Source organism: Poritiphilus flavus, assembly GCF_009901585.1.
GTDB classification, from domain to species: Bacteria; Bacteroidota; Bacteroidia; order Flavobacteriales; family Flavobacteriaceae; genus Poritiphilus; species Poritiphilus flavus.
This window is the reverse complement of sequence record NZ_WXYO01000007.1, coordinates 326,305-343,637: the sequence shown is the minus strand read 5'-3', so window position 1 is coordinate 343,637 and position 17,333 is coordinate 326,305. Positions and strand designations below refer to the sequence as shown.

The window sequence follows — 17,333 nt, the reverse complement described above, 5'->3', positions numbered from 1 at the left end:
GACCGGTTCTTTTAATAAACAACATGGAGGTTAATCCACTAGTTCTTCAGCAGCCCCTGCCCCTCTATATAAGGTGCGCCTGCCGCTTTTAGTTCTGCTTCCAATCCAGGGATTGTAGTAGTTACCAATGTATTTAGCCTGGACTTAAGTTCTTTCAACTGAGCCTTGGCTACGTTCAGGGCCGATTTGTGCATCGGGGTCGGACCATAAGTGCTGCTCGCAAGCCCAACGAGGCCAACAAAAGCTCCTGATCCTGGATTTGGTTTGGATTTTTCCCCTACTTCACCTTTGGCCTTGTTCCCGTTAAGATCGCTGTCTATGGCCAGCAAGCCCCTACCGGTTTCATAGATCCTGGTTTCCAGCGAACTATTCGTGGAATTCGCTTTACGTAGCGCTCTCTGCATAGCTCCTACCTTCTGCTTGTTCTCAGTTAACACCAGTTGTGTGGCCTTGAGATCCTGTTGGAAGTTTTCAAAATCCTTGCGGAAGGCAATGATCTCATCATAGGACGCACCCTCCAGCGCTCCTTTGGCCAGCGGCACAACTTTGAAGGGTTTAGACGCTGCCAATTCTACCTGTTGTCCGTCTACTTCCTTATACAATGCCACGGAATAATCTCCCGGGGTAGCCATGATATTCAGATCAAAATAATCTTCCACCGGTTTAGGAGGTTCTAAGAGTTCCCCGCTTCTGTCAGGGACATCCAAAGGCCAGTTAACCCTGTTGAAACCTTTTTTGTTGGTACCCTTCACTACTTTCACTAACTGCCCCCGGCTGTCTTTTACTACCAGCCATACCACAGGTTTTTCCTGAGTTTTCTCGGCTTCCAATGCTTCCCATCCCGGAAATGGGATATTGGTCTTGCCCTTTTCGGCCAGCTTTCGTGCCGAAGCCTTAGAAGGAATAGAGTCTTTTAAATAGTAAGTGAAAACTGCTCCAAACGGTGGATTCTTAGCCGCGTATTCCGCATTTCCCTGACCGTAAACCTCTTGCTTGGGCACATACCAATAGGCGTCCTTTATATCAAACAAAGTGGCGTCACTATTTTGCACCTGGGAATTAAAGTTTCGCAGCGGCGTAATATCGTCCAATACATAGAAACCTCTCCCGAAAGAAGCGGCTACCAGGTCGTTTTCCCTTCGCTGTATGGTAATATCCCTAATGGAAATCGTAGGGATACCGCCTTTAAGTTGTTTCCAGTTCGCCCCTCCGTTTTGGGTCATATACACCCCAAATTCCGTCGCGGCAAACATCAGGTCCTTTTCCACATGGTCCTGCACCAGCCTCCAGGTCAACAGTCGCTTAGGAAGGTCTCCATTGATAAAGCTCCAGGTACGGCCCTTGTCAGTACTTTTTATCAGATAAGGTTTGAAATCCCCGTACTTGTGATTGTCCAGAGCGGCATAAACAGTGCCGGCATCAAAAAGGTCTGCCCGTACATCATTTACGAAGGCTGTAGAAGGTACCCCTTTTATACTTCCTAATTCAAATTTTCGCCAGTTCGATCCGCCATCTTCCGTAACCTGTAAGATCCCATCGTCTGTCCCGGCATAGATCAAGCCCTCCTGTAAAGGCGATTCGGCCAGGGAAGTGATGGTATTGTAGTTAGACATGGCATTGACATCCCAGGCATTGTCCCAGCTTTGTTGCCCACCCATGATTGGCAGCGCCAGCCTTTCCTGATCACGGGTCAGGTCCGAAGAGATCGCCTGCCAGGAATCACCTCGGTCTTCGGATTTCCATACGCGTTGTGATGCAAAATACAGTCGTGTTGGTTTATGAGGGCTCACCAGAATTGGAGCATCCCAATTGAATCGCTCGGCAGGTTCTCCCAAACCAGCTTGTGGCTGGATAAAAACAGTTTCTCCGGTGGTCTGATCCACTCTCCAAAGCCAGCCTTCCTGGAATTCCCCATAGGTGATGTCCGGATTCCCAGGCTCGATAGCGGACTGATGCCCGTCTGCGGTAAGTGTAATCCACCAATCCGAATTATAGATCCCTCCTTTATTTCGGGTACGGGAAGGCCCTCCGTGAGAACCGTTGTCCTGGGTTCCCCCATAGATATTGTAGAACGGAGCCGTGTCATCCACAGCAACTTTGTAATACTGTGTCAGCGGTAAATTACGAACATACTTCCAGCTCTTGGTCAGGTCAAAACTCTCGTAAAGCCCGCCATCCGTACCAAATAGCACATAATTCGGGTCCGAAGGTTTAAAGGCCATCGCATGGCTATCCACGTGTTTTTTCTCTTCGTTCATACTGACGAAAGTCTTGCCGTGGTCATCAGAGATCTTAACAATATTGTTCATCAGGTAGAGTCGTCCTTCCTGGTGCGGAGAGGCATACAATTCCTGGTAATAATGAGGCCCGGTACCGCCGGAAACCGTATTGGACTGCTTGGTCCATGAAGCCCCTCCATCAGGAGACATAAATACGCCTCCCTTAAGTCGCTCCAACTCTATAGCGGCATAGATCTTATCGGAATCAAACGGACTCATAGCCAACCCGATCTTTCCTATTTTAGCTTTTGGAATGCCCTTGCTCAATTTGGTCCAGGTCTCTCCCCCATCGGTACTTTTGTGAATGCCTGAGCCCGGGCCGCCGCCCAAATAAGCAGCCACAGTACGGTGTCTTTGCCAGGTAGCCGCATAGAGTACATCAGGATCCCTGGGGTCTATCAGCAGATCCGTTGCACCAGTCCATTCACTGTCGCCTAAGGTCCTCTTCCAGCTCTTTCCGCCATCCGTACTCTTGTAAACACCGCGTTCTCCACCTTTACTCCACAAAGGTCCCTGGGCAGCTACCCAGATGACATCAGAATTTTCCGGATGTACCAGGATCCTGGAAATGTGTTCGGATTGTTTCAATCCCATATTGGTCCAGCTCTGACCATCGTTATGACTAACGTAGATCCCGTCTCCAAAGCCTACGTGACGGCCGCCTACGTTCTCGCCTGAGCCAACCCAAACGGTATGGTGGTTATTTGGGTCGATGGTAACACAGCCAATGGAATAAGAAGCCTCTTTGTCAAATATCGGGGTCCAGGTAGTACCGGAATTGAGGGTCTTCCACACACCTCCTGAGCCAACAGCGACATACCAAACGTTCTCGTTTTCCGGATGTATGGCGATATCGGCAATTCGGCCAGAAGTTAAAGACGGTCCCAGGCTACGAAATTTCATTCCACCCAGGGGGTCGAACTTCTTTTCCTGAGCCTGAGCCTCAAAGCAAAATGTTAGAATAAAAGAAAGGATTAAGGTGCTTAAGGTAATTCTTTTCATGAGGGTTTTTAGTTTGAGTTAGCAGCTTGAAAGTAACCAAAAATTAGGTGTTGCCCAAGCAATATTTTCATTCGATTCTAAAGCTTATCTTGTGAACTTTCTCCGGCGATGGGTCTGAGACAGTTTCGTCTACGTCCCTGTCGAACAACCTATTGAGATTGTTTCCGGAAAGATCTTCAAGTCTTGAATTAATTAATAATTTATATTTTCCTTTTTTCCAATTATTTACGGGTATTATTTTTATTCCTTTTTCTTTTGAAATTAGATCGAGTTCCCCTTCTATCGGTTCTCCTGAATCGCTATAGACAGCAATAGACTCTTTGGCCAAAATTGCGTCTAAAGGCTCTCCAAAATTGAGTTTTAATACCCCTTTGCTACCGGATTTCGGAAGGAGGATTTCCCAGCCTTTAGGATTTGGTTTACCGACGTCCCTGCTACCGACGTAAAATCGCTTGCTGACGGATTCTTTAAGCGCATTTCCGTTAGCATCACGCCAACCCTGGTCGATCTCCAGTCTATATCGGTGTCCCTGCTTTATGGGTAAGCCCTGTTCCCTGTTCGGAATGAGATCGGTCTTAATGCGTCCGGGATCCAGCCAAAGCGTGAGGCGGTTGTGTTCCGCGTTCCACAATTCCGACTCCAGTTCCAGAAATACCTTGACCTCCTTCTGCTTGGTTTCATCAAATACACGTACAAAATCCAGAGCGTTTCCCACCTGTTGCATGGGCTGGGAAAATACCAGGTACATTTTTAGCAAATTCTCCGGTACGGTATCTCGCGTGGGATATATGTTAAGGATCTCGGGAGCGAGCTCATTTTCTTCGGACCGGATGGTAAAACTTTCCAGTGTCTCTCCAAGATAACGGATCTCATAAGTTTGGTTTTTGGAAAAGGGTACTACCGGCGTAAATGTATGCTTACCGCGTGATTTCGTAAGATCACCCAGTACAGGGAATCGCTTTTCGCCCTCAAGGAAAATCCCTAATTGTTCGGGACCGGCCCCTGAATTGAAGCTTACGGCGACCGCTTTCCCTTCTTTATATAAAACTTCAATATTTTTAGGTTCGATAGCCGATTGGCAACTCCAAAAGAACACAGCAAAACAAAAAAAGACCAAGACGAGCCTGATCTTTTTAAGGATTTTAATGGGACGAATTACATCCATTTTGTCGTTCTGCTTCTCAACAGTAAGTCTCCGTTCGCGGTACGTTGCAGGTAGACAACATTACCCGGGTCCAGATTATCCATTTGTAAGACATAGGGGAAAGGAAGGTTGTCATAAGGAACTCCAACAGCAACAGCGAATTCTTCAACCGGCTCGGTAACCGCATCCTTGTATCCGGCTATACTCTCGTGCTTGAACCTCATTACCGGACGGTTGGTGTTGCTCATCAGAAAGTATTGTTTCCCTCCTTTTTCATAGGAGATCATATCTACCGGGGAATTCCCCGATCCTAATTCGGCCACCGTCCTTCCTTTGGTATGCACACCATTTTTAAGTTCATCCAATGGGAACAACACCAATGGGGTGCAGGTATAACTGGCCATCAAATAATCCTTTCCTTCAATTTGGATGATGTCAAAGGTCTTTATGGGTGCAAAGGTTTCAAACTGTCCGTGTGCGGCGTGCCAAACCTCCAGGGTGGCGTAATCCTGGCTTTCTGAGAAAGGGAACGGGATACTTCTGAAAGTAGAACTGAACTCTTTATTGGAAAGTCCTGAAACCAGAACTTTGCCGTTGTGGTATTTTAAGTCGGAAATGGCCCAGACCCTAAGTGGCCGGTCTCTTCTGTCCTTGGCCTCTAGTCCGACCGGATCTACAAGACCGATCTTGGAATAACTGACGTTTTTCAAAGGAACGTTTTCCAATTTTTCACCCTTGAGCTTTAACAGCACCGGGGTACCATCTGTGGTGGAAACCGAGAAATAAATGGATTTTGAAATCGGGTTTACCGCCATATCGTAAATTTTGACATCATCTGTACTTGTACCAAGTGAAGCCGCGAGTTTTTTGTCAAACCCTTCGATGCGGATCTCGTCTCCCTTTTCTTTTGGAGTGATATCTTTAGTGTCAAGTGCATAGATGGTGGCACTTTTGGTATCACCCATAAAAAGTATGCCTTCAGGCCCAAAAGTGAGTTTGTTGATTGAAGCAATATCCGGATCCCCCAGTGTGAATCCTGCCTTAAGATCTGATGTGAATGTGTCTCTGGTCGCAGAAATGCTTAGCATTACCAAGGCAATAAGCGCCAGGCCTGCAATTAGTTTTCTCATTGGTATCGGATTAGTAGTTTCCTAAAAATATCGTTTTTTGAAAGTCGAAAAGAACCGGGAATTCCCAATTAACTTAACTTTAACGTGCTGTAAGTACAGTAGTTAACTTCCCAGAATGATTAGGCCAATAACTGGTAAGATCCGGTTGTCCGGAATTTCATTTGGTGGAATGCCTGATGTATTTTTCCACCACTACGGCGGTAATGATCACCAGGTAGAATTGACCCGTTAAACCAACCAAGATGGCGGCCTTCTGGGCAATTTGTGTAACAGGAACGATCTCCCCATATCCGATGGTCAATAGCGTGATATAGGCGTAATACATGAGATTATCCGCCCGTGTATCGAAACCGGCGTTATCCATAAGGATGCCGCTAAATGAATTCGGCTCCCATAGATCAATAGAGAGGAAAAGAAAAAAACCCAAAAAGCCCAGGGATATGTAGCCACTCATCAAACCTATGATCACAGTCTTGTTAACCAAACGAGCCTGCCAAACCTGTTTAATGATCTCCAGGGTTACGATTATGTGAAAGATAAAATAAACCGCCAGGCGGATCTGTATATAAGGTCCAGCCTCTTTGGAGAACATGCCGCCTCCAAAACTGACCGCAGCGATGAGGAAGAGGGCTATAAAAAACCACATCAACCCTTTCTTCTTTGAAATCAATAGTATTCCGGCTGCAATATTAAGTGAGAACAATACCGGAAGTAGAATATCTTCAAAAAAATTCAGGGGGAAAAACAAGGACCCAAAGAGGATCAGGATCTGGGTCCCTAAAAACAATTCGAACCGGTGTTCATACAATTTACGGATCATAACTCCCGGCTTATTCCTCTAACAAGCTATCATTGAAGGTGTAATCCTTGTAGCTCACCCTGAACAATACACTGTACAGTGAAGGTATAAACACAAGGGTTATTACGGTACCGAACAGCAATCCTACCATAATGCTAACAGCCATTCCTTCCCACATTTCTCCCCCACTTACATAAAGCGGGATGAGGCCTAATACCGTAGTAAAGGTGGCCAGTAATATAGGTCTGAAACGCTGTAGGCAGGCGGCTATTACAGCGTCTTGTTCTGATCTTTTAAGTTCGTTTTGTTCGATTTCCATCCGGTCTATCAAAACAATAGCGTTGTTAATAACGATCCCTGCCAAAGAAATTACACCCAGAAAAGGCATAAAACCGAAAGGCTCCTGAAAGGCCAGCAGTCCGATTACTACCCCGATGATACCCAGGGGAATAGTAAGAACCACCATTCCCATCTTTCTAAAGGAGTTAAACTGAATAATCAATAAAAGTACTATAATAAACGCTGAAACAGGAAGATAACCTATTACTGATCCCATGCTTTCGGCTGTACTTTCCGCATCACCCCCGAATTCGTAAGTATAGCCCTCTGGCCAGGTTTGCATCTGCTCTTCCAACCAGGGGGTGATCTCCGCCGTGATCGCGGAAGCGTTACCGTCTTCCCGCAATTCACTGGATACATTGATAGTTCTTCTGAGGTCCAGTCTTTTGATCTTAGCATACTGCCAGGCCGGGATTATGGAAGCCACTTGCAAAAGGGGTACGCTTCTACCCGTATTTTGAGAATAGACGTTAAGGGTTTCTAATGATGCAAGCGATTGTTGCTGTTCGCTATCACTCCGCATGAGTATAGGGATAGACTTGTCTTCTTCCCGGTATTCTCCGGTCTGAAATCCGTCTAAGACCGTTTTTAGGGAAGTCGCGATGTCCTGGCTGGTAACCCCGGCATTCTGGGCCCGGTTCTGGTCTATTTCTATAAGGAACTTTTTACTTTTAGGTCCCCAATCATCCTTAACGTTTTTTGTTCCATAAATGCCGGATAATTGAATTTTGATTTTTCCGGCTATAGTAGCCAACTCATCCGGGTTAGAACCTGAAACCTTGATCTCAATAGGTGTTCCTCCTCCTCCTGCACCAAGGGGACCAACTTTAATATCCGCATTGGGGAAGTTGTTAAAAGCAAAACGGTCCACACGTGCTATCATGGCATTGTTCTCATTGAACGAGGAAGTATTGACCAGGATATGCGCGTAATTGGAGTTGGCTTCATCCGGGTTATAACCCAGGTCATAAGATTCCGGTCCTTCACCCACATAGGAAGACCAGTCTACAATTCCCAAAGTTCTGCTTTCATTGGTTTGAAGCGAATCTGCCATATACTTTTCCAATCGCTCGACAACCTCGGAGGTGCGTTCTATTTTATTTCCTTCCGGCAGGTTGATGTCTACCGTGATCATGTTGCGGTCACTGTCCGGAAAGAAAATGAAGGCAATAAAACCAAACCCATAGATCGACGCAAAAAAGGCGATGAATATGCCAATGATAACTTTCCATCGATTGCCTAACGCCCAAAGGATCAGATTCTTATAGTATTTTTTTAATTTGGCAATAACCCTGTCCACCAAGCCTGGCTTTGCCTGACCTTTAGGTTTTACCCTGATAAACAGGTAGCAGAACATAGTGATCACGGTTAGAGCGATGATCCATGAAGACATCAGTGCTATGGTGATCACCACAAAGATGGGCCCAACGATATCTCCCATAATCGTAGGGGATAAATAAAATGCCAGGAAAGCAGCCGATGTGGTTAGTGTAGAGATCAATAAAGGCATCCACAATTCTGAAAAGGCCTGAACCGCTGCATCTTTAGAGTTGATTCCCTTCTCCATTTTTACCATAATGGTTTCAGCGACCACAATGGCGTTATCTACAAGCATTCCGAGAGCCATAATTAGTGCAGCCAGGGTTACCTGGTTCAATCCCATGTCTATGAGCCCCATGATCATCAGGGTCATTATCGTTACGATCGGGATCAGACTGGCGATCACAAATCCGGTTCGGATTCCAAGAAAAACCAGCATTACCAGCAATACGATGGTGATTGATTGCATCAGGTTTCCGATGAAGTTATCTACCTTATCATCTATATAAATGTCCAGGGAGGAAACCCGGGTGAGTTCCAGGCCCACAGGCAGCCTTCCCTGCCAACGCTCAACCACTGCATTAACTTCCTCACCTAAGAAGATAACGTTAGCATTCTCCTTAAGATTAACATGAAGTGAAATGGCTTCTTTTCCATTTACTCTTACTCTTTGGGTAGGCGGATCGATATAACCCTTTTTTATATTGGTGATATCTCCGAGCTTAATAGACTGCTGGCTTTGCCCATTCCCAACGGAGATCAACATGTTGCTGATATCGTCAACCGAGTTAAAATTCCCTGTTGGCTCGAGAATGATCCGCTCATCCCCCATATTGATCTGCCCTCCGGAATTCAAAATATTGGTGGCTGCAATACTTTGCTGGAGCCTGGAAGCTGATAGGCCGTACTCCTTCAGACGCGTATTGTCAAATTCCACGAAAACCCGTTCTTCCTGAACACCACCAAGCTCCACTTTGGCGGCATCAGGCAACTTGATGAGATCATCCCGAATATCATCGGCATACTCCTTCATTTCAGCATAGGAATAACCATCTGAGGTCAGCCCGACAACTATACCGTAAACATCCCCTATACCATCGTCGTTAAGGTTGGGATTGACACCTTCAGGAAGCCCTTCAACACTATTCAGCTTGCGCCTGAGCCGGTCCCAGACGGATTGCATTTTTTCTTCAGGAATTTCATCTTTTAATGTAACTGACACCACAGAAAGTCCTGTTCTTGAGGTACTTGTAACTTCTTTAAGTTCTGGAAGCTCCTGAGCTAACTTCTCGATCTTATCAGTTACCAACTGCTCTACTCTTTCCGGGCTCGCCCCAGGAAAACTGGAAACCACTGTAGCCACCCGAACGGTGTATGGCGGCATACTATCTCTGGACAAGCTGGAGTACATAGCCATTCCCAGCAGGATGATCGTAGCCAAAACCATCAGGGTTATTCGGTTCTTTTCAATGGAGAATTTCGCTAAATTCATTCGGTTGGTTCTAGTATTCCTTAAAGGTTTAAGCCATTAGTTTCAATGCTGATTTCCGGGTTTAACTGCAGCTACAACTTTACTTCCTGCCCGTCTAACAAGGTTTGCAATCCCGCGGTCGCGATACGTTGCCCTGAGGACAAGCCCGCGGTTACCACAAAGCCCTCGGATGTTAACTCGCCAACAGTTATTGGATGTTTTACCACCTTGGCGTCTTCCCCGCTTTCCTCGATCAGGAAAACAAATCGGCCATCACTATCTTCTCCCACGGCATGTGCGGGTACTACGAGTTCCTGCTGGCCACCGGGGCTGTGATCGGAGAAATCAAAGGTTACGTTTGCGGCCATACCGCTTTTTATATCATCGCTGGGATTGGTAACCATTACTTTCACAGGATAGGTGGCTGTATTTGCATCTACCGCCGGAGCAACTTCGGTTACCTTGGCATTGAACTCATTGTCGGGTAATGCGCTGAACCCTACTTTCACCTGCATCCCTTCACTTACCCTATTGATCACACTTTCTGGCAATCCCAACTGAATTTCCATTTCCGTACCGGCATTGAGAACGGCCACGGTCTGGCCTGGAGAAACGTTTTCGTCCACTTCCGCCGAAATGGAGGCGATTATACCGTCCTCAGGGGCATAGATATAACCGTATCTGATCTGTTCCTGCTGAATATCTACCCCGCGTTCCGCGGAGCGATAGCCTTCCTCAGCCGTTTTAAAAGAATTTTTTGCCGCTTCAAAGTCGCTTAAGGCCGCGCTTCCCTTTTCGTATAGGGATCGCACCCGGTTCAGGCTGAGCTTGGCTGTATTCATCTGAGAGGCTGCGCTATTGAGTTGGGTGACGGATTGCTCATAGGCCAAACGGGATTGTACATTGTCCAGCTTTGCCAGCAATTGTCCTTTTTTAACACGCTGCCCCAGTTTAATATTGAACTCTGTGATAATTCCGGTGTTCCTAAAACTGAGGTTTATGATCTTTTCCGTCTGAGCCGTTCCGCTGAAGGTCCTGACCTTCTCACCACCTACAAAGCCTACTACATGCGACTTCACCGGCCGAACGAATTTCACTTCTTTCTTTTCTTCTTCCCCACAGGACAGGATTAAAAGTGATCCTAAAAGGAATAGGCCAATATGTACTGTTTTCTTCATGGCTATGGGAATTATAAGACTTAGTTTCTACTGTTTAAATATTCAAAAAATCGCTGCCTGAACGCATTGTTGTCTTCTTCTGAATTCAATAAGAAGTAATACCCGAGGAAACGCTCCAATTGCAAGGCATTCAGCAGGAAATTGTACACGGCGTTCGTTCTTGCCAGTTGTGCATTCAGATAGTTGTTCTGAGCGTCCAGCAGTTGAACGATATTTACTGCCCCACTGGAATAGGCCGTCTGCGTAAGGTCCAGAGCCTCCTCCGCCGCTTCTTCCGAAACCTCAGAGAGGGAGATATTGGACAATTGATTTACCAGAGTGAGAACACCATTTCTAACATTGGCTGAAATGGCCAGGGTGGTATTCTCCTTGTTGATCTCTAATTGTTCCTTTTGTATGAGCGCCGTTTGGCGATTGATATTATTCAGATTCTGGTTGATTAATGGGATAGAAAGGCTCAATCCCAGGTTATAGTTGCTGTCTACCTGCGGGAAACTGGGAGGAGCAGTACTGCCAGCGCCTGAACGGCTAAAAATTCTGTTATACTGCCCTTGCAAGGCCAGGGTTGGAAGCAACCTGCCGTAGCTGTTCAGCTTTACATTCCGATCTGTTGCCTTGAGGTTGAAATCCAATGCCCGCAATTCCGGAGCATTCTGGTATGCCTCATCAATAAGGAATTCTATAAAGGGATCGCGGAGGGTGGAATCGTCCAGCAAAGAGATCAGTTGATCGTAGTTATAATCGGTAAAGATCTCGTCGTTCATATCTACGTCTTCCACATCAATTTCCATTCCTGTAGGATTATTAAGAACTTGATTTAAAGTGATATAACCCTGCTCCAGCTGATTCACTGCTTCAACCATGGATTGGGTATTCTGCGCCATCTGACTGCGGAAACGAAGTACATCAGACTTACTGGACTCTCCGGCCTCAAAGTTCTGCGTGGCAATCTCCAGGTTTCGTTTGGTCAGATCGAGATTCTGATTCTGGATCCGGAGGTTCGCTTTAAGGATCAAAGCGTTAAAATAAACGTTGGCAGCATCAAAGATCAAGTCTAGTTCAGTGGCATTGAAGTTGGCCTCCTGAGCTTTTAGCAGACTCTTTTGTATGCTGATGTTAGCATTTGCCGCTTCAGAGAAAATGGTCTGTTGCAAGGTAATATTCCCCGATGTGGAAAACTCCGGATTTTGCCCGTTAGAGACTTCGGCAAGGTCTGGATCTATATAGGTGCCCGTACCGGAAGCCGTTAGCGAAGGTATGTAATTACTTACTGCAGATTTTACATCCTGACCGCTAAGCTCCACGTCTTTTTGGCTGCTTTGCAAATTCAGGTTGTTTTTCAGGGCATCATCAATAGTCGTTAAAAGCGTATATCGTTTTTCAGAAAGCACATTAATAAACTCCCCTACGAAATCAGTATTCGCAATCAGGCTATATTTTATGGGAACTCCAATAGTTTCCATAGTATTGAAGTTTACCGTTAGTCTGGGGGTATAGTCTATGTAGATCGGTAAGTCCTCCAGAGGTGTTCCGCTGATGTATGCCTCAATATTCAGGGCTATTCTCCTAAAGAACTGGTCCAGATTATCACTGGACTGATTGGTAGCCATAATCCCGGACTTAACATCTTCTACCCCGTTTACGGTAAATGAGGGTAAATTACGTTCGATGAAAGCTTTGGCCAGCCGTTGGTTTTCAGCATCGTTCAGAAAAAATCCACCTGCCATATAAATAGCGTCTATACCTTCCAGATTATTAAGGATATCATCCACAGAGCGGAACGGGATCATTTTGTATTCCGCTCCAAGTGCGGAAACCTCTTTGTCAAATACTTCCTCTAGCGGCAGGATTTCCAAAAATGGGGCATCTATAGCGATCCCCAGATTTTTAAAGCTACTGAGTTCCTGGAATGTTTTCAGGTCTTCCTCAAAGGATTCGGACTCCACCAGATAAGTGAAATTCTCAATTCCGGAGTTGGTCTTGGTGAAATCAATCCCCGTCACATCCCGGTTAACCGCCCCAAAGAGGATGGTAGGTTTTTGGTGCTGGTCCAGTTTGGTGATCACTTCGTTATTGACCACCCCAAAGGCCAGAATGATATCTGTGTCGTTATCTAATAGGGTTTGATATTGCTGCCGGGCCACCTCCAAATTGTAATTGTTGGCCAGGATATACTCGTTGGGAAAACGCAGATCGGCATCCTGCCCTACTACAGCTTCTATCTCGGATGTTAGCTTTTCCAAAAGAGGAGCAACATTCGCCGCTCTGAAATCCACAAGAATGCCAATGGTATACTCCGGTTTCTGCTGAGCAATAAGCAAGAAGGGCAAAAAGATTAAAAAGAGAGAATAGATCCCCCGCCGCATTCGTTGGTTATAGTGCTCCAATAAAAGGTGATTAAGTGGTTATATAGATTCAAAAGATAGCTATTCTCATACAGTTATCATAATCCAAATCTCAAATTTTCTTTTTCCCCTGAAGTTTTTTGATCTCCTATTTAAGGACAATATTATAACTGGCTTTTGAAATTAAAAACCGATCTCTATTCAAACTTCATACCGCTACAGGAAAGGCTTCAGGCAGGAAGGAATTATCCCTTATGGAAATTTAGAACCAGTCCGGTATTGCGATCATAAACATATTGAAATCTCGTGATTTTGAATCGAAGTCCGGTATCCGTCATGAACTCCAAATGACTTAGAAGGAGAAGCTGCAATCGAACTATTTTGAACCAGTTTAAATAATAAGAAGTAACCGATTAATAAAGTATAAAATTTTGTTTGGGATTTTTTAATACGTAATTTATTACAAGAAAAATAACCACTTAATGAAGATGAAAAACTATGGTTTAGGGCTGTTTTTCATGTTACTACTATGGTCGCCCGCCATAGCTCAACTGACAATTGAAGCCGAAGTAAGACCCCGTTTTGAATACAGACATGGTTTCGGAACACTCTTTCCGGACAATGCGGATGCCTCTGCTTTCATTTCACAACGCACACGTCTGTATTCAAGTTTTTCAAAAGACTATCTTAAGTTATACCTGAGCATTCAGGATATTCGGGTTTGGGGAGACGTACCCCAATTGAACCGGGCGGACCGTAATGGACTTGGGCTGTTTCAGGCCTGGGGAGCAGTGGTTTTTTCACCTTCTGTTACTCTAAAATTAGGAAGGCAGGCCCTGGATCTGGACGACCAGCGGATATTTGGCAGTGTCGCATGGGCACAACAGGCAAGGAGTCATGATATGGCTCTTTTCACATATCATAAGAACGATTCAAAACTGTTAGCGGGGGCAGCATTTAATCAGGATGGTGAATCTAACCTCGGTAACGTTCTTACTACTGAAAATACATATAAAAGCCTGCAATTCCTTTGGTTTCACCAGGATTGGAGCGCACTTTCCGCCAGCTTTCTGTTCCTGAATAACGGACTGCAGTTTATTGATGATCTTATTCCGGACAACAACGAAACCCGATTTAGTCAAACTATTGGAGCCCATTTAAAGTCTAATAAGCAACTATTCAGTTGGTGGACCAATGTCTATTATCAGTTCGGAAAGGATGTCGATGATAACGATATAAGTGCCTATTTACTTGCTTTGGAAGCCAGTTACAAAAGCGGACCAAACTGGTCCTTGATCTTAGGCGGAGAACTAATAAGCGGAAACGATAACGGATTACCTGATAATGGAGAGAACAAGGCTTTCAATCCCTTCTACGGCACCAACCATAAGTTCAATGGATTGATGGATTACTTCTTTGTAGGCAATCACGCCAATAACGTCGGGCTCTTGGATGTGTATCTTGGTTCTGTAATTGGCCTGGGAGAAAAAGCATCTATCTACGCCCGGGTCCATAATTTTTCGGCCGCGGCCGATCTGCAAAATTCCGATTCCAAACAATTGGGTGTCGAGGCAGATTTTGTTCTTAACTATAATTTCAAAAAAGACATCAATATACAGGCAGGGTACTCTCATTTGTTCGCATCGGACGGCATGGAAGTACTAAAGAACAATTTTGATGGTAATGTGAATTACTGGGGATGGGCCATGGTAACCATCAAGCCAACGCTATTCCAAACTAAAACTGATTAGTTATGCCAATAAAGAGCTATTTGGTACATCCGAAGCAAGGAAAAAAAGGGGAAGTAGCGAATGCACTTTCAAATATGGATCAATGCGAGGTAATAGCCGCGAAGAACGAAGAGCTGCTCGTTTTGGTCACGGAGACGTACTCCGAAAAAGAAGAAGAATTACTAAGGGAGCAGCTTCAACAATTCAGGGATATTAAGCTGATGGCCCTTGTATCTGGTTTCAATACTCCAAAAAATACATAATTATGTATCAATCAGTGTTCACCAACAGGCGAGAATTTATTAAAAAAATGGCAGTGCTCTCCGCAATGACCGCTGCAGCTGGAATGTTTCCCGGGATCATCTTCGCTGAGGAACAGGAAAAGGGGATCCCTGATGGCGCCAATCTGGATTGGAAGAAAGCCCCCTGTCGTTTTTGTGGAGTAGGTTGTGGTGTTCTTATAGGTACAGAAAATGGAAAGGCAATTGCGGTAAAAGGCGATCCAAAATCCCCGGTCAATAAGGGATTGTGCTGTGTTAAAGGCTACCATTCCATTATGGCGATGTACGGCAAAGACCGGCTCAAAAAGCCCCTTGTAAAGAAAAATGGCCGATATGTAGAAACTTCCATGAAAGAAGCCCTGGATTTGGTAGCCTCTAAAATGCAGGAGACCATCAAAGAGCATGGTAAGGATGCAGTCTCCATTTATGGCTCCGGTCAATGGACTATTCCCGATGGCTATGTGGCTTCCAAACTGTTTAAGGGATGTATAGGCACCAATAATGTCGAGGCCAATGCCCGCCTGTGTATGGCCACAGCGGTAACGGGTTTCCTCTCCTCTTTTGGTTTGGACGAACCCATGGGCTGTTATGAAGATATTGACTACGCAGATACTTTTGTTTTATGGGGTAATAATATGGCAGAGATGCACCCCGTACTGTTTTCCAGATTATTAGATCAACGCCTGAAGCGTGGTGTAAAGATCATCGATTTCGCTACCCGTACCACCCGAACGAGCATGGCAGCGGACAAAACCATCATCTTTAATCCACAAACGGATCTGGCTGTAGCCAATGCCATTTGTTATGAGATCATCAACAACGGATGGATGAACACAGCCTTTGTAGAAGAGCATTGCAACTTTAGTAAAGGCCTGACCAATATGGGTTATGGTTTAGAGGACCATTACAAATTCACCGATAGACCAGAGGCCATTAGCTTCGAAGAATACAAGGCCTTTTTGGAGGATTATACGCCTGAAAAGGTATCGGGTCTATCCGGAGTTTCAGTAAAGGACATCAAATACCTTGCGGCACATTTTGGGGATCCCAACAAAAAGGTGATGTCCCTTTGGTGTATGGGTATGAATCAACATTCAAGGGGTACCTGGATCAATAATCTGGTTTACAATATCCATTTGCTCACAGGGAAGATCTCAAGTCCGGGCAACAGTCCCTTTTCTCTAACTGGTCAACCCAGTGCCTGTGGCACCGTACGTGAAGTTGGTACCTTAACGCATAAGCTACCCCATGGGGTAGTCGCCAACAAAGAACATCGGGAATTTGCCGCCAAGATCTGGGATGTTCCGGTTGAGAATATCGATCCAAAACCCACCTATCACACCGTAGAGATGTTCCGCGCTTTGGATAGAGGTGATATCCGTTTTATGTGGATACAGGTCACCAACCCTATGGTGACCATGCCCAAACTGAAACGATATCGGGATGGGGCAAAAAAGGAAGGTCGTTTTATTGTGGTTTCCGACGTCTACCCTACCCCTACCACAGATATTGCTGATGTGATCCTGCCCTCGGCCATGTGGGTAGAGCGGGAAGGTTTATACGGCAATTCCGAACGCCGTACGCAGTATTTTGAACAAATGCTGGAACCACCTGGTGAAGCCCTAAGCGATACCGTGCAACTTATTGAAGTGGCCAAACGAATGGGCTTTGAAAAGCAGTTCTACTATAAGGACGAAACCCATATAGAAGAGATATACTCCGAATATAGAAGACATCACGAAGGTAAAAAACACAATATGGCCCCGCTGGAAGTATTGAAAAATCAGCCTGGTGCTATGTGGCCTTATGTAGATGGAAAAGAAACAAAGTGGCGTTTCAACGCAAAGTACGACCCGGCCTGTACCAACGGAAAAGACTTCCATTTTTATGGCAAGAAAGACGGCAGGGCTGTCATATGGCAACGGCCTTATGAGCCCGCTGCCGAAGAACCTGACGCGGACTATCCATTCTGGCTGGGCACCGGTCGGGTGGTAGAACATTGGCATACCGGTTCTATGACCAGGCGTATACCGGTTTTACACCAGGCCATGCCGCATGCTTACGTGGAGCTGCATCCGGAAGATGCTGAGCGCATGCAAATAAGAACCGGGGACATGGTAAAACTGACAACCAGAAGAGGGGAAATTTCTCTGCCAGCTTCTGTTAACCAGCGAGGGGTGCCGGCACCAAGGCAGGTCTTTGTACCCTTCTTCGACGAGCAAATGCTGATCAATGACATCACCCTGGATTCCTTCTGTCCGATCTCAAAGGAACCGGATTATAAGAAGTGTGCCGTAAAAGTGGAAAAAGCTTAA

The 17,333-nt window shown here is 45.5% G+C and carries 10 protein-coding genes; 3 read left to right on the top strand and 7 right to left on the bottom strand.

Translation table 11 applies throughout. The features are described from left to right. Positions 1–38 precede the first annotated feature (38 nt). The 7 genes from GTQ38_RS16705 to GTQ38_RS16675 all read right to left on the bottom strand — a co-directional run bounded on the left by GTQ38_RS16705 (position 39) and on the right by GTQ38_RS16675 (position 12,992). Complete coding sequence (locus GTQ38_RS16705) at positions 39–3,281, bottom strand: WD40/YVTN/BNR-like repeat-containing protein (protein ID WP_161436692.1); 3,243 nt, start codon at positions 3,279–3,281, stop codon at positions 39–41. A gap of 67 nt (positions 3,282–3,348) precedes the next feature. Further along, on the bottom strand, positions 3,349–4,446 hold the full coding sequence (locus tag GTQ38_RS16700; RefSeq protein ID WP_161436691.1) for a hypothetical protein: 1,098 nt from the start codon (positions 4,444–4,446) through the stop codon (positions 3,349–3,351). After that, positions 4,437–5,555: a hypothetical protein gene (locus tag GTQ38_RS16695; RefSeq protein WP_161436690.1), complete on the bottom strand. Its 1,119-nt coding sequence runs from the start codon at positions 5,553–5,555 to the stop codon at positions 4,437–4,439. The genes GTQ38_RS16700 and GTQ38_RS16695 overlap by 10 nt, the downstream gene beginning before the upstream one ends. 157 nt (positions 5,556–5,712) lie before the next feature. Further along, the gene (locus GTQ38_RS16690; protein ID WP_161436689.1) at positions 5,713–6,375 is read right to left on the bottom strand and encodes a potassium channel family protein; all 663 of its coding nucleotides are present in this window, start codon (positions 6,373–6,375) and stop codon (positions 5,713–5,715) included. Positions 6,376–6,385: 10 nt separating this feature from the next. Further along, positions 6,386–9,505, bottom strand: a complete 3,120-nt coding sequence (locus GTQ38_RS16685) for an efflux RND transporter permease subunit (RefSeq protein WP_161436688.1) — start codon at positions 9,503–9,505, stop codon at positions 6,386–6,388. 71 nt (positions 9,506–9,576) lie between these two features. After that, positions 9,577–10,662, bottom strand: coding sequence for an efflux RND transporter periplasmic adaptor subunit (locus GTQ38_RS16680; protein ID WP_161436687.1), 1,086 nt, complete (start codon positions 10,660–10,662; stop codon positions 9,577–9,579). 20 nt (positions 10,663–10,682) lie between these two features. Continuing rightward, a complete protein-coding gene (locus GTQ38_RS16675; RefSeq protein WP_161436686.1) occupies positions 10,683–12,992 on the bottom strand; it encodes a TolC family protein in 2,310 nt (769 codons plus the stop codon). Positions 12,993–13,489: 497 nt separating this feature from the next. On the opposite strand from GTQ38_RS16675, the gene GTQ38_RS16670 reads away from it, so the two are divergent. Genes GTQ38_RS16670 through GTQ38_RS16660 form a run of 3 tightly spaced genes read left to right on the top strand, consistent with a single transcriptional unit; the run spans position 13,490 to position 17,333 of the window. Beyond that, positions 13,490–14,758 (top strand): alginate export family protein, encoded by a 1,269-nt coding sequence (locus GTQ38_RS16670; RefSeq protein WP_161436685.1) that lies wholly within the window; start codon positions 13,490–13,492, stop codon positions 14,756–14,758. 2 nt (positions 14,759–14,760) lie between these two features. Next, positions 14,761–15,000 carry a chaperone NapD gene (locus GTQ38_RS16665; RefSeq protein WP_161436684.1) on the top strand — a complete coding sequence of 80 codons (240 nt, stop codon included), beginning with the start codon at positions 14,761–14,763 and terminating at the stop codon, positions 14,998–15,000. Between the two features lie 2 nt (positions 15,001–15,002). Next, positions 15,003–17,333: a molybdopterin-dependent oxidoreductase gene (locus tag GTQ38_RS16660; RefSeq protein ID WP_161436683.1), complete on the top strand. Its 2,331-nt coding sequence runs from the start codon at positions 15,003–15,005 to the stop codon at positions 17,331–17,333.

Coding starts and splice junctions, on each gene's coding strand:
- GTQ38_RS16695 (WP_161436690.1), bottom strand. CDS start 5,555: ATGAGAAAACTAATTGCAGGCCTGGCGCTTATTGCCTTGGTAATGCTA.
- GTQ38_RS16700 (WP_161436691.1), bottom strand. CDS start 4,446: ATGGATGTAATTCGTCCCATTAAAATCCTTAAAAAGATCAGGCTCGTC.
- GTQ38_RS16680 (WP_161436687.1), bottom strand. CDS start 10,662: ATGAAGAAAACAGTACATATTGGCCTATTCCTTTTAGGATCACTTTTA.
- GTQ38_RS16665 (WP_161436684.1), top strand. CDS start 14,761: ATGCCAATAAAGAGCTATTTGGTACATCCGAAGCAAGGAAAAAAAGGG.
- GTQ38_RS16660 (WP_161436683.1), top strand. CDS start 15,003: ATGTATCAATCAGTGTTCACCAACAGGCGAGAATTTATTAAAAAAATG.
- GTQ38_RS16685 (WP_161436688.1), bottom strand. CDS start 9,505: ATGAATTTAGCGAAATTCTCCATTGAAAAGAACCGAATAACCCTGATG.
- GTQ38_RS16670 (WP_161436685.1), top strand. CDS start 13,490: ATGAAGATGAAAAACTATGGTTTAGGGCTGTTTTTCATGTTACTACTA.
- GTQ38_RS16690 (WP_161436689.1), bottom strand. CDS start 6,375: ATGATCCGTAAATTGTATGAACACCGGTTCGAATTGTTTTTAGGGACC.
- GTQ38_RS16705 (WP_161436692.1), bottom strand. CDS start 3,281: ATGAAAAGAATTACCTTAAGCACCTTAATCCTTTCTTTTATTCTAACA.